Source organism: Bacteroidota bacterium, assembly GCA_016715425.1.
Lineage (GTDB): Bacteria > Bacteroidota > Bacteroidia > Chitinophagales > BACL12 > JADKAC01.
The window spans coordinates 497,539-512,317 of the sequence record JADKAC010000008.1 but is presented as its reverse complement, the minus strand read 5'-3'; the positions used below and the strand labels follow the sequence as shown (position 1 = coordinate 512,317).

General features: G+C 35.8%; 7 protein-coding genes. 3 read left to right on the top strand and 4 right to left on the bottom strand.

The genetic code is table 11. The features are described 5' to 3' along the window. Positions 1 to 24 precede the first annotated feature (24 nt). Genes sprA through IPN31_16180 form a run of 3 tightly spaced genes read right to left on the bottom strand, consistent with a single transcriptional unit; the run spans position 25 to position 10,220 of the window. A complete protein-coding gene (gene sprA / locus IPN31_16190; protein MBK8683416.1) occupies positions 25 to 7,329 on the bottom strand; it encodes a cell surface protein SprA in 7,305 nt (2,434 codons plus the stop codon). A 12-nt stretch (positions 7,330 to 7,341) separates the two neighbouring features. Next, the gene (gene ruvA / locus IPN31_16185; protein MBK8683415.1) at positions 7,342 to 7,941 is read right to left on the bottom strand and encodes a Holliday junction branch migration protein RuvA; all 600 of its coding nucleotides are present in this window, start codon (positions 7,939 to 7,941) and stop codon (positions 7,342 to 7,344) included. After that, positions 7,938 to 10,220 (bottom strand): NADP-dependent malic enzyme, encoded by a 2,283-nt coding sequence (locus tag IPN31_16180; protein MBK8683414.1) that lies wholly within the window; start codon positions 10,218 to 10,220, stop codon positions 7,938 to 7,940. The genes ruvA and IPN31_16180 overlap by 4 nt, the downstream gene beginning before the upstream one ends. A 563-nt stretch (positions 10,221 to 10,783) precedes the next feature. Between IPN31_16180 and IPN31_16175 the strand changes: the two genes are divergently transcribed. The 3 genes from IPN31_16175 (at position 10,784) to IPN31_16165 (ending at position 12,872) form a co-directional block, all read left to right on the top strand. Continuing rightward, positions 10,784 to 11,668, top strand: coding sequence for a mechanosensitive ion channel (locus IPN31_16175; protein ID MBK8683413.1), 885 nt, complete (start codon positions 10,784 to 10,786; stop codon positions 11,666 to 11,668). Between the two features lie 11 nt (positions 11,669 to 11,679). After that, positions 11,680 to 11,946, top strand: a complete 267-nt coding sequence (locus IPN31_16170; protein MBK8683412.1) for a hypothetical protein — start codon at positions 11,680 to 11,682, stop codon at positions 11,944 to 11,946. Between the two features lie 107 nt (positions 11,947 to 12,053). Beyond that, the gene (locus tag IPN31_16165; GenBank protein MBK8683411.1) at positions 12,054 to 12,872 is read left to right on the top strand and encodes a mechanosensitive ion channel; all 819 of its coding nucleotides are present in this window, start codon (positions 12,054 to 12,056) and stop codon (positions 12,870 to 12,872) included. A gap of 150 nt (positions 12,873 to 13,022) precedes the next feature. Here the strand turns inward: IPN31_16165 and IPN31_16160 are convergent, their stop codons facing one another. Beyond that, complete coding sequence (locus tag IPN31_16160) at positions 13,023 to 14,489, bottom strand: TPM domain-containing protein (GenBank protein ID MBK8683410.1); 1,467 nt, start codon at positions 14,487 to 14,489, stop codon at positions 13,023 to 13,025. Between the last annotated feature and the right edge of the window lie 290 nt (positions 14,490 to 14,779).

Sequence of the window (14,779 nt, the reverse complement as noted above, 5' to 3'; positions counted from 1 at the left end):
ATTTCAGTGAATGCAGGATAATGATTATTCTGCCAGACTAAATCTTATTTTGATACCAGCATCTGTTGTTGTAATAGGAAATGCCGTTGATATTTTAGGAATGGTTTGTTGTCTGTTAAAATACAACTGCACATTAAACCTATCATTAATCACATAATCCAGAGTTGGAGATATTGTTATTGCAGTGATACCGCCCGTTGGCTCATTTAGATCCTGATCAAGACGGAAATTTGTAGTGATATCATCTCTATAGGAAACATCTAATTTAAACGTGAGATCATTTTCCAATGTGGGGTTTTTCCCTCCAAATTTTATAGGTAAAGTAAATCCTGAAAATCTATATCCAATTCCTAAAGTAACTTCCTGCGATCGAATTTCCGTTAGGCGATAATCCACAAAACTCATACTTAATGTCCGTGTCTTTTTGAAGCTGAATTTGGTGGTAAGGCTATTTACCCATGATGCATCAATGCCAATTAATGGCGATAACTGCTCGCTCAATACCAAACTCGGAATATTGTAGAGTGTAATGAAGTTACCGGAAAGTGTATCTATATTATTTGCATAGATATAATAATTGCCATCAAAATTCAGGTTAGTAGCGTAGCTGCCAACAGCTAATGTAGAAGTATATGCACTGGTAATAGTGAATGAAGTAAATGTGCGTTTAATTGCTGGAATTTTTGCAAGACCGGTATAGGTAATACGCCAGTTGGGTTTTGGAGTTTGTTCAAACACATTCAGCTTTACTGTGGATGGATCGTCGCCACGATATGCAGCTATAAATGCAGGAATTAAAACATCCTGAGAATAAGGTCCATATCCTTCGGCGTACTCGCCGTTAGTTGTGCTGTCCAATGGATTATAAAAGATGCCATCAGAATATAAATTTTGTTCCTGATAACGCTGTGTAATTACTGTTCTGTTATCTTCAAATTGCTGGAATGTTTTTGTAACATCCGTTGTATTTAGTTTATCGAAGATGGTACCCATAATACTATAACTCATCAATAAATTACCAGATCCCAATGGGTTTAAATGTTCAAAATAAGGATCATCAATTGTGTTAGTATTTTTATAATACTCTGAAGTACTTTCTGAATAAGTTTTGGTGAGATTCATATCAATACGCAGGTCAGGAAGCGGCTCAATATTCGCACGAATGTCCAGACTTTGCGAAAAGCTTTGCAAGTACAAACTGTTTAAAGAAGTAGCCGTACTTATCCAACCGGAGGAAGATGCATATTCCAGATCTTTATCATTAAATTGTTGACCAAAAACAAATCCGAGCCCCGGCGCATTAGCGTCTAAATTCATCCCGAACAATTGAGGTTTTGGAAAATAACCCGGTAAGGTGGTTCCATAGTTTTCAGAATAATTTATGGTTATCCGTTTTAAACTTATTAATAATCGTGTTAGAATTTCTCCTCCCAGCCCAACACTTGCTGCACTTTTTTCCGGATTGGTTTTATCTTCTCCTTCCACCATTTCATCGTCTTCGGGTATCTCTTCTGTTTTTTTATTTCGCTCTTTTGATTTGGTAACAATTGTTGCAGAATTATATTTTTTCAAAAATTTCGATTTGTTATATAGATTCCTGAAATTCAATTCTCCATTTATTGTTTTCGATTGTGAATTGCTAATAGTATTACCTAATGTATCGGCAATTCCTAATGAACCTGCCACCCATGCATAAGTTGCATTATAGGATGATCGCAGAGTAATCCAATTTAATGCGGGTATTTTATTTATAGGCACATTATAACTGATATTCAAATTTTGACGATAGGTAATTGTACGCCCAAAGGATTCTATATTTCTCCAAAGCGTATCCTTTTTTTCGGGTGTATTTATTTTGCCATAAGGTTCATCAATTCTGCTGTTATTAGAAGCGGAAAAATCAATTTTTAAATTACGGGCAGGTTCAAATTTTATCCCATAGAATCTATCCCAGTTAAAGTATTTATTGTAGGTAGGATCTATCATTCCATCACCATAAATATCACGCATCAAGGTTTCACCAAATTGCCTGTTCATTTCCGTTCGGAAGCTATATCCGGTTGGTATCAGATTAAAATTAAAATCACGCACTAAAGCCAGATTCGCTTTATCTTTTGCAATTGCTTTTTCAAATGGTGTATAAAAATTTCCTTTCGTACTATATGTATATCCTAAAGCCGCTTTATATCTTTTTATTTTATCATATTCCAGAATCGGATTACTTACATAATCTTCACTGTATGCAATTGTGAGATCCAGATTTTCTACATCCCATGGTTGTGGAGTTACTCTGCCACGATCACGCTGAATTCGAATATTGGTAAGATTAATAGATTTTATAGATGCATATTCAACTGCCTGCCTTCGATAAATAGATGCTGAATCCTGACCGTAGATTTCAGTTATATCATCCACCTTGTCGTCTAAGGTTACATCAAATGCATAAGGGTCATATTCCGGATTACTAAATGATTGAGAAATACTGATATAAAAAGGCAATTGCAATCCAAGTTTGGGATTAAAGAATTTGCCTAATTGTAAACTTAAACTTGCAGCGTATTGATAGAAATCATCTTTATATCTATCATTAATTTGTTGTTCTAATTGACCAAATCCGATAGTATGCATATTGCCCGATACAGTCAGATTTCCAAGGTCGGCAAGTTTTGCATCCATGCGGGCAAGTGCAGCAAAACCACCATCTTCAATAATATTTGTTAATCGAAATTCATTCACCCAGACTTCAGCACAAAAAGCCTGACCACTACCATCCAATGTTTTAGGATTTCGTACACCAATCATCACCTCTTCTACAAAACCTAAATCCGGATTTCCAATAATGGTATAAGTAGGCTGGCCTTCTCCTCCCACACTAAATGGCACCAATGGAGTTGACTCCAATTTATCTCTGAGTTTCTTCACTTCTACTAATGAGTCCAGCGGGAAGTCAATTAAAGTTGCCCAAATTGCTTCTCTCACAAATTCATCATCCGTTGTTCCAACAGGTAAAGGAAACTTGGTGACAATAAGTGGAACTTCAAACTCATAATAATTATTTGTGAAATCCGATCCTAACCGAATAAATACAGTAAGATCTCCATCTTGTAAATTGGTGTATGCAGGATCTGCATCAAATAAGGGTTCTCCGTGAATATTTAAAATTAAGCGACCATATCTTCTTAAATCCAGATCCAAAGATTTATAAATAGCCCTTGCATCTCCATCATTAAGCGGGCAAATCTCCATACTCAACGCTTGTTCATTTTGTTGGTAGGTAGAAACAGAGCCTCCACTTCCAATAGTTTGTTCACGGCTAATACCCGGTGGCAATACATAAGGAACAGGTTGCTTGCCCGAGTTTTCTTCGATACTTACACTGGATACATTAAAAGTGGTTTCACCTGCATTATCGTTAGGGATATATTCACCCGGACTCTGTAATGAAAAATTATAACTTCTCCATTGATTACGCACTAACTCCAGTTTAGCAAAACGGAACACAATAGGCTCGTCAAATCCGGTTAAATACATACGCATGAAACGAACGGAACGGAAGTCGCTGATAGTTCCAATCTTGGCATCATACTCACTAATAGGCACTTTAAACTGATACCATTTTATACTATCTACTGTACCATTTTCGAACTGATGTGCAGCCAATACCACATCGGTGATATATGGGTTTGAGAGTTCCATATTAGGCTGCATTTTTATTCTATATTGATAGTATGATTCTGTCTCACTTAAGGAAAAATCTTGATTTAAGTCTTCGGTTTCGGGTAGGTTAGTAGCCGCTGTAGGATAGGCTTCATCAGAATTTTCTGTAGTAGGTGAGTTGCCTTGAGGATTATTGTATTTTTTGTAGCGATCTAACACACTTAATTGTTGATTGTCATAATCGGTACCTCTGAAAAAATGATAATTATCGGATGAAGGATCGCCCGAAGCTGTGGCATAAGCAGTTCCTGTAACGATAGCCTGCAGATCATTTAAATATTGCGCATAAAATGAGGCCTCTTGAGGATCATCCATTCCATCAAAACCTTTATCCTGATTTTCTCTGGTGGCAGGGTCATTGTCAAAAGCCTGATTAATAGGGATTGTTCTTGGCATCAAACCCCAGATGGTTTCATCTAAAGTAAGGGTAGTTCCATCCTTAGGCAATCCATTTTCAAAGAACATTCGTGAGTCTTTCAATACATCTTCCGAAACATTACCAAGGTTGATATATAAATCACCCGGTGAAGTTACCGGAGTGCCAAACGGACCCAAATTATCATACGGATCCATTACCCAAAATTCAATATACTCAATATTGGCAGCTTCAAAATCTGTAGTTTGCAAACTTCGCATGATACCGCCCCAGCGGGATTCAGGATCATTTAATTCGTTATTGGTATTAATCCCTGCTGAATTGGTGGTGGCAGATGTTTCAAAATTGTACTGTCCTCTCTCCGAAGGATAATAAGACATATCAAAAGTGGAAATTGTACTTAATCCGGTAATTTGAACATCAGAGGCTGGGAATATTTCCTGCTGCTGTATCTCTACTAAATAGTGATTGGAAACATCATCCGCAGTCAAATATGCTGGTCTTGCCGAATTATCTTCCCTTACAAATAAAGGATCTAATGTGTACCAAGCAAGTTTTGCCCGGTTATAACCATAGGCAAGTGTATCAAATAATAAAGATTCGGGAAATAATATCTGCCCATTTTCATCCAGTCCATTTTGCGGAGTACTCCCTAAAACCCAACTGGAGAAGGGGAATTTCAAATCATAAGAACTGCGGCTTCCTTCAAAGTCATCAATATAAATTGTTCCTTCATCACCCTTTCCAATTGCATCACTATGGCCGGGAATAAATTTGGCAATTTCTCCGGCGAAAGTAATTGTGGAAGTTTCTTTAGTGGTATAAAAAGGAAGTTTATCTAAACCACGAGTTAACCAAGGCGCATCTTGGGTGAGGTTCATATCAAATCCCAACATAGTATTTGAAATGGGGTCATCACCAATATTTACTTTTTGAGTATAAGGTCTTTCAGACAAGCGCAACCATGTGGCACCAAGGGTAAAGTTGTCGTTAATCCAATAGTCAAATCTGTTACCTAATAAAGACTTCACCTGAAATCCATAAAATGCATTATTTTCAAATGCAACATTAATAGGCAAGCCGGAATTGAGAATGGATTCATTGATAATTTTCAATCGTCCCAGTGAATAATCAATGGTGTAGTCATAGTTTTCAGTAAGTAATTGCCCACCTGCTGTAACCGTCACAGAACCTTGGGGTAAGTTAAATGCACCGAGATATATTTCTGAACTCACACTGCTTTTATAACTTCCTTTTATGAAATACCGGTTGTATTGCGGGTATTGTTCTGCAATGGTTTTTGTTTCAGTATATAATTCATCGTAAGCATATTTTTCTGCTTCAATATCACTGCCGAACACCTCCTCCGATCGCATGTGTGCGCCAAACGGTTCCAGTACAGGGAAGTAAACTCTACCGTTTGTGGTGTTGATTGTTACGCCGTTCACAAAGTCAAAAATACCATCCGGTGTGGGATCATTATTCGTATTAAGCTGATCCAGATTCATCAGTTTTATCAAGGGTGTTCCATTCACATTAGTGTTTTGTGCAGGAATATATCTTTTAAATCCACCACCCGGGTCTTGATATAAAACATCCAATTGAAATTCGGCACTGCTCACCTGAAAAGCTCCCAGTGAGTAAACGTTTTTCATCATCAAATCCCAAATTGGCAGAGCAGTTTGAGCAGATGTACTCTTCAGCATTTTCAGGAACATCACATTGGTGGAGTCCACTCCCGGTGGCAGGTTATTGGCAAATTCACCCACTTGAAAAACTTCACCTTGATAAGTATATTCAATAGCAACAGCCAGAACATCGTCTGGCTGGAGAGTGGAGTTAACAGAAATATAACCTAGTTGATTGTTCACAGTATAGTCAGACGGCAATAATTTCCGCATTCTAATTTTTTCAAAATCTCTCACAGCCTGCATCCGGAATTGCCCACCCGGGTCAGAAAGTATTGCTACTACATCGTTCAGATTACGGTTACTGGAATTAGAATTTAGTTTCTGATATAAATCATTCCCATAGTTAGATGGCACACCTCCCGGCGTAAGAATATTTATGGTACCACCTCGTGAGGGATTCCAATAGGTGGAGTCGGATTCACCTAAGTCTGCTAAGGCAACAATATCACGGGTATCTTGAGTGGCACCTGTTCTGTTGGTTACCCAAACTTCAACACGGGTAATATTAATGGGTGAATTAATAAAAGGCAGAGTAGAAAGCCATGGCTCATAATTATTTCTGAAATAATGGCCCATAAAGAAGTGCCTGTTCTCATCATATTGATCCGCTTTCAATTCAAACTCCCGGCGTTGGGCACCTCCTTCAATTTGAATACTTTGGGTTTGAGATCGCTGTTGTGATAATAAACTTGTCCATGTAAGCCGGCCAAATTGCAATTGCGTTTTTATACCCCATAAACTTTGTGTTCCGGGAATTAATTGAGTGGTAAGTGGCAGACTCACATTACCGGCTTCAATCTTTTTAATAATCTCATCTTCAAAACCGGTGTATTCTAATTTCACCTGATTTTCAAAATCAAAGGTGGCAGAAGTATTATAGTTAAAAGTGAGTTTTAATTTCTCACCTATCTGACCCAATACATTGGCATTAATGTCCATATCAAAATCAAAACCTCCTTGTTTCTGCTGATCTTCAGTAAGAATAGGGTTTTGTACATTTTGAAAACTCGCACCAAAGGTCAATTCAATATTTCCCTGCGGCCGAATGTCCACATTACTGCCACCAAACATTCTATCAAATAATTCGCTGCCAGTATAAAGTGTTGGAATGCTACCATCACCATCCAGCAAGCCCGCACCTTGCGACCTCTCAATCCAATAGTCTGTTAAAGACTTATTTAATTGCGCATCCAAAAAATCTTCGAAAGAAATATATTGCGGATCACGATAATAGGTATCGCCTATCTTTTCAATGTATATATATTCACCCGTTTCAGGGTCATATTCCACATTAGATTCAATACCTGTAGGTGACGATAAATCAAATGCATTGGGATTATTAAAAAAGAAATCACTTGTAGATTGATCTGTGATCGGATATTGCAAAGAATCTTCAGTAGAGTCCACTGCCATTACTGAAAGCAATCCCTGCGAATTTGAGGTATTAAAATTTAGTGTTGGCGATTGCTTCAAAAATGAAGCGAATACTGCAACACTCATAGTACCTGCGAGAATAAAATGAGGGAAAAGTCTCTCTCCTGACAAAACCTATAATATTTATAAATTTTTTAATGCTGTTTTCACCAATTCCTCGGAGGAACCAATACTACTATTACTTTGGAGCGCCAAAGCTATAGCTTTTTCGGCAGCCTGGCGATTAAAGCCGAGCATGGCCAGTGCACTTAACGCCTCATCTCTATGTGTATTGTGAGATGCTGAAAATGTTCCGGAAATAGGTATTGATGACTTTCCAATTTTGTCTTTTAATTCAATCACTATCTTCTTTGCTGTTTTTGGACCCACGCCTTTTATACTTTGAATTAACTTATCATTTTCTATCAGGATTGCCTGTTCCAGTTCACTCACACTCATACTGGACAACATCATGCGAGCTGTGTTAGCACCCACACCATTCACCGATAATAGATGAGTGAACATGTTGCGCTCTGCTTCTTCCGAAAATCCATACAATACCGGAATTCTACTTTGACCATCTTCTTTAAGATAATGATAGCAATACAGCAAACATGATTTTTTTTCTGCAATTGCTGTATATGTATGCAAGCTGATATTTATAAAATAGCCTACATCATTTACTTCCAATATCACCGACGCCGGATTTTTAGAAATTATCTTTCCTTTTAAATAAGCAATCATTTTATTTGGGATTTTACTTGTGCATCAGTTACGGCAATAGCAACCATATTCACTATTTCTCGCACCGAACTTCCTAATTGTAATACATGAACAGGTTTACGCATTCCTAACAGGATTGGTCCGATAGCTTCTGCGTTGCCTAATATCTGAACTAATTTATAAGAAATATTTGCTGCATCTAAACTGGGGAATATTAAAGTATTTACACCTTTATCTACCAACTCGCTAAAAGGATAATTTTCTTTAAGTAAATCATTGTCGAAAGGAAGGTTTGCTTGCATCTCACCGTCCACCACCATTCCCGGATATTGCTCTTTCAAAATTTCAACTGCTTTTCGAATGCGCAAGGTCTCTTCATTTTTTACCGAGCCATAATTTGAATAGGATAAAAATGCAATACGTGGAGGAATATTTAATTGTCGGACAGCATTCGCTGTAAGTAAAGCAATAGCTACTAACTCTTCCGTAGTCGGATGAAAATTAACTGTAGCGTCTGCAAAAAATATCGGGCCTCGCTTTGTAAGCATGATGTACATACCAGCTACAGTGCTAACTCCAGGCTCTGCTCCAATAATTTGAAGAGCAGGTCGAATAGCTTCCGGATATTGTCTTGTCAATCCAGAGATAAAGGCATCTGCTTCACCATTTTCCACCATCATTGCCCCAAAGTAATTGCGTTCCCGCATTTTCTTTTTAGCCTCATAATAATTCAGGCCTTTGCGTTTTCTTTTTTCAAAGAGTATTGCACCGTATTGAGATCGCTTTTCGTCCTGCTCCGGAAGATGTGAATCTATAATAGGAATACCTTCCAGATCCAATTGATTTTCAATACAAATTTGTTGAATGCGTTCACGATTGCCGAGTAAAATTGGCTTTGCAATTCCTTCATCTTTTACAATCTGTGCTGCTTTTAATATTTTAAAATTATCGGCATCTGCAAATACAACTCGTTTAGGATTTTGCTTTGCTTTATTTGTAATGGCCCGAATTAACTGGTCTTCCAAACCCAGTCTTAATGTCAACTCATTTTCATAAGCTGTCCAGTCTGTAATTATTTTTCTTGCAACACCTGTTTCAATAGCTGCCTTTGCAACTGCGGGTGCCACAGTAGATAATAAGCGTGGATCCACCGGTTTTGGAATTATATAATTTCGACCAAAATGAATATTCTTTTCATTGTAAGCCATATTCACAAACTCAGGAACATTTTCTTTTGTCAATGCAGCAAGTGCTTTTACTGCGGCAATTTTCATTTCATCATTAATTCCCGTTGCCTGCACATCTAATGCTCCTCGAAAAATATAAGGAAACCCCAATACATTATTTACCTGATTAGGATGATCACTTCTGCCAGTTGCCATTATCACATCGCTTCTTGTTTGAATGGCAAGTTCATATTCAATTTCAGGATCCGGATTTGCCAATGCAAACACAATAGGATCTTTTGCCATACTCAGCAACATTTCTGGCGTAAAAATATCTCCTTTAGATAATCCGATAAACACATCTGCATCTTGAATTGCGTCTGTAAGTGTATGCACATTTTTATCAGAAATAAATTGCATTTTATATTTATCAAATTCTTGTTCTCGATTGCGATGCAATACTCCATGACTATCAATCATCACAATATTTTTTCGCTGTGCACCAAGTTTAATAAACAAATTTGCACAACTCATTGCTGATGCCCCGGCACCGGAAACAACTATTTGTACATCCGCAATTTTTTTCTTTACAATTTCCAATGCATTTAATAAGGCTGCAGAAGAAATTACCGCAGTGCCATGTTGATCATCATGCATCACCGGAATATTCATTTCTTCTTTCAGGCGACGTTCTATTTCAAAACATTCAGGTGCTTTAATGTCTTCCAAATTTATTCCTCCAAAGGTAGGCTCTAATGCTTTAACCACTTTTACAAATTCATCAATATCAGTGCAATTTAATTCCAGATCAAATACATCAATATCTGCATAAATTTTAAAGAGTAATCCTTTCCCTTCCATTACTGGTTTTGAAGCTTCCGGACCAATATCACCCAAACCCAACACCGCAGTTCCATTTGTAATTACTGCAACAAGATTTCCTTTGGCGGTGTATCTGAATACTTTGCTTTTATCCTCTGCAATTTCCAAACAAGGAACAGCCACTCCGGGTGAGTATGCTAATGATAAATCACGCTGTGTTTTGGTTGATTTTGTGGGCACTACTTCTATCTTACCCGGCCGCCCTAACTCATGATATTCTAATGCGTCTTTTTTCCGAAGTTTTTCTCCCATAATAAATTATTACTAAACGGCGAAAATACGGAAAGGAATAGTAGTGAGTAGTGAATAGTAAATGGTGAATAGTGAATAAGCAATAGGCTAGATATGCAATTAAAAAATCTGTAATCAATAATAAGCTGTGAATTTTTGAAACTAGAACCCCGAAATATTTTTGTCAATGATTAAAAGTCAGAAGTTAAAGGTGAATGGTGAATAAGCAATAAGCAATAGGCAAAAAATGCAATTAGCAAAATGCAATTGTAAATTATAAATGGTAAATGGTAATAAAATCAATGATGACTACTCAATAAGAAGTTTATTTGACTCGGAACATAAAACTTGAAACCCGAAACCCGAAACTTTTTCAATAGTCAACAGCCAATAGTCTAAGTTTTTTAGTCAACGTTCAAAATCAATGGTCTCAGTTTTTTTTCATTATCAACTGTCAATTGTCAACTGCCAAAGTCAACCATTGAAGAAACTTTTTGTTTAGCTTTTTAATGTCATCACTATCACATCAAAAAGGGTAAGATGATTTTATAAATTAATTTTTAAATATTCAACCTGTTTAACCTATGAATGACTTTATTATAAAAGTAAAAAATCAATTGTTTGAATATTACAATACACTTGCAGCGGTGTTTCCGCAAATAGTGTTGGGAATAGTAATACTTATACTCACTTTTTTTATTGCCCATCAATTAAAAAGATTAACCAACCGGCGGGTAAAGAAAAAAGCTAAAGATCCATTACTTGCAAGTTTCATAGGACAGTTCATTCGTTTTATTGTAATCACTTTCGGATTGGTGATTGTACTTGGTATTATTGGTTTGGGTGATGCCGCTTCTAAAATTTTAGCAGGTGCAGGTATTACTGCATTTATTATAGGTTTTGCTTTTAAAGATATTGGTGAGAATTTTTTAGCGGGTATTTTAATGGCATTCAAAAGACCATTTTCTATTGGTGATATAATTGAAACAAATTCTGTGAAAGGAAAAATTATCGGCTTAAATCTCAGAGAAACAATTGTAAAAACATTTGATGGCAAGGATGTGTATATACCCAATGGAATAATTATTAAAAATCCATTGTTCAATTTAACTATTGATGGTTTTCTACGTCAAGAATTTATTATAGGAATTGAATTTGACAATCGTATATCAGAAGCATTTAAACTATTGGAAGAAACAGTAAGCAAAATTGATGGTGTGTTGATAGATGAAAAAAAACCTTTGGTGTTATTAGATGATTTGGGAACAAGTTCTATTAACCTCATAGTACAATTCTGGATTGATACATTTAATACTACTAATTCGGCAGCAAAAATCAAATCTGAGGTAATGCATGCATGTATAACTGCACTCGCAAAAAATAATTTCTATATGCCGGGTAACGTAATGGAATTAAAAAATTATAAAGAAACAAACCTAACCACATCAGCTAAATCAATTGAAAAATAAAATTAAATATTATGAAAAAGCAAACAAGTAAATCAACAAAACCAAAATCCTCACAAGAAAATTACGAAGAAGTAACTGAGTCTGTAAAGAAGAAAAAAATAGAAGAAGCTAAGAACAAAGGAAAAAAGGAAGACGACTCAATTAATAAAATTAAAGAAGATAAAACTATGGATAACGGCAAGGATAACATTCCTGAAAAGCGTGATCCTCAAATAAAAAAAGACAGAGTATTGAAGGATAAAAAGTATAAAGATATTTCCGATAGCAATTCTAAGTAATACTCGGATTCCTTCTTTTGTTCACTTACCTTTATATAATTGAAAGCCATAAATTGAGATGGCTTTCAATTATTTTTTATTTACCTCTCAAATAAAATACTGTACTTATGAATGATATTAATGAATTAAAAACCTGGATTATTGCGGCATTAGTAGAATATACTCCAAAGTTTATTCTAGCAATTGTTACTCTCATCGTTGGATTATGGCTTATCAGATTTTTAGTAAAAAGTATTGATAAAATAATGCAAGCAAGAGATGTGGATGCGTCATTACGACCATTCCTCAGAACCTTGATGAGCGCATTATTAAAAGTGATGTTAATCATTAGTGTAATATCAATGATTGGTGTAGAGACTACTTCATTCATTGCTATAATTGGTGCTGCAGGTTTAGCAATTGGATTAGCATTACAGGGTAGTCTTGCAAATTTTGCCGGTGGTGTTTTGATATTATTATTAAAACCATTTAAGGTGGATGATTTTATTGAAGTGAATAATTTCAGCGGAACTGTAAAAGAAATAAAAATATTTTACACCACTATTTTAACACCCGAGAATCAGGTGGTAGTAATTCCAAATGCACAAGTCTCCAATAACTCAATAAAAAATTATTCCGTAGAACCCACCCGTCGTCTTGACCTTGCTTTCAGAATTGGTTACAACGTAGATATTGATCATGCAAAAAATATTTTGCAGAGAGTAGTGAATGCAGATGAAAGAATTTTAAAAGATCCTGCACCTGCAATTCTGGTGGAAGAATTAGCAGACAGCTCTGTAAATTTAAAATTAAGAGTATGGGCAGTTAATGAAAATTACTGGGATTTAAATTTTGCAATGATAGAACAGGTAAAAAAAGAATTTGATAAAGAAAATATCACTAATCCTATTCCGCAAAGAAATGTGCAGGTATTTAATAATAAGTAGTGAATGGTGAATGGTGAAAAAATAATACGCAATTTGCAATAGGCAAAATACAATGGTAAATTATAAATGGTAAATGGTAAATGAAAAAAAAATCTGTGATCAGTTTTTTTTCATTGTCCATTGTCAACTATCCATTGTCAATTGTTTTTTCTACCAACTACTTCCTGCGCCGCCGCCACCGGAACTTCCGCCACCAAAACTTCCACCGCCACCACCTCCACTTCCTCCGGATGATGAACTGCTGGATTGTACTTTCATTGGTATCGTATAGGTTTTTTCTTCTGTGTGATTGCAATTCTTACAACCATATGTTTTCCTTCCTAAACCTGAACTTGAATACGTTGCACTTTGCAGTGTTTCATTTTTTTCCATACTAAATGTTTTACCATTGCAATTAGAACAAGTAGTGTATTTACTTCTAAAATTTTCGTAGCGAATAATTTTTACATTATCATTTTTACTGCTTTGCCACACATCATAATCCACTGATTTTAGTTTCTCTTCTGTCAACTGAAAATTTTCCAGGAATGCATTATCTGCTTTTTCTGAAAGTTTTTGCATAGGTAATCCGCTTGCTGCATCCACCGGCGCAATGTTGCGCAAATAACGTAATTGCCAGCGATGCCATATCCAATACAATAAAAATGGTATTGGAAAAAAGACAACCGCAGCAAACCATCCTTTGCTATGCGAATGTGCTAAATAATTATAGCTCTTATAAGGTTCGTCTTCTTGTTTATCCGTTTCATGAATAATATAACTATTTAAGCGAAATCTTCTTTCGACTAATAAAAAAATTATAAACAAATACATAAAAATCCAGAACTCAGCTATACGCAAATTACCCGTTGACATTTGTGATGCTATAAATGCTACAGGCAAACCAATTCCAATCAAAATGTTTTTAGTGTTATTGTAATTGCTATTGAAATAATGCTGTACATAAATGGGTTTCTTTTTTAAATTTTTGGTAGATGATTTCCAATTAATAATTAAAGTAAGTCCATACACAATAAAGAAAATTATTACAACAGGCACTGCAATATTTTGTCTGCTTAATGAATTTGCATAATTACCATTGCTGTCAGTTCCTGCATATACTTCTTCACGATATTTTGGATTGCCCAACATTTTTGAAACTTCAAAAACTCCTTGTAAAGTAGCCTGATTGTAATCACCTTCTTTTGCATAAGGCACCATGTGTTCCATTTGAATACGCTTGCTGATTCCATCAGTTAAAATTCCTTCCAAACCATAACCCACTTCGAACTCCATTCGCCGCTGATTAATTACAAGCAGAATTAATAATCCATTATTATTTTCTGCCTGACCTATTCCCCAATGCCGAAAAAGTTCTGTCGCAAATTCTCTTGGTACTAAATCACCAATTGAATTCACCACTACCACTGCAATTTGAATAGTTGTTGAATCTTCCAAATTGCGGATATAAGAATTAATGAGTCCGAAAGTATTATCATCTAACACGCCATCGGGATTACTTACATATCCGTATGGCGGAGAATCTTTCGGGTTGGGTATGGATTCAACTGTATAATCTTTTTGTGCGAAAACAAAATTGCCAATGAAAAGAAAAAGGTAAAGCAGGATTTTTTTCATACGCAAGTTTACGGCAAATTACTAAGTGAATGGTGAATGGTGAAAAATAATTTGCAAAAGGCAATAAGCAATATGCAAAAGGCAATTGTAAATAATAAATTGTAAATGATGAATAAAACAGGGTGGTTTTTAAACACCACCCGCATAAAAAAGAAGCAATAAGCAAAAGGCAATTGTAAATTATAAATTATAAATGGTGAATGAAAAATCAGTGGTGGTTTTTTAAACTTGAAACCCGAAACAACATTTTATTTCATTGTCAATTGTCCATTGTCAACTGTCAATTTAAA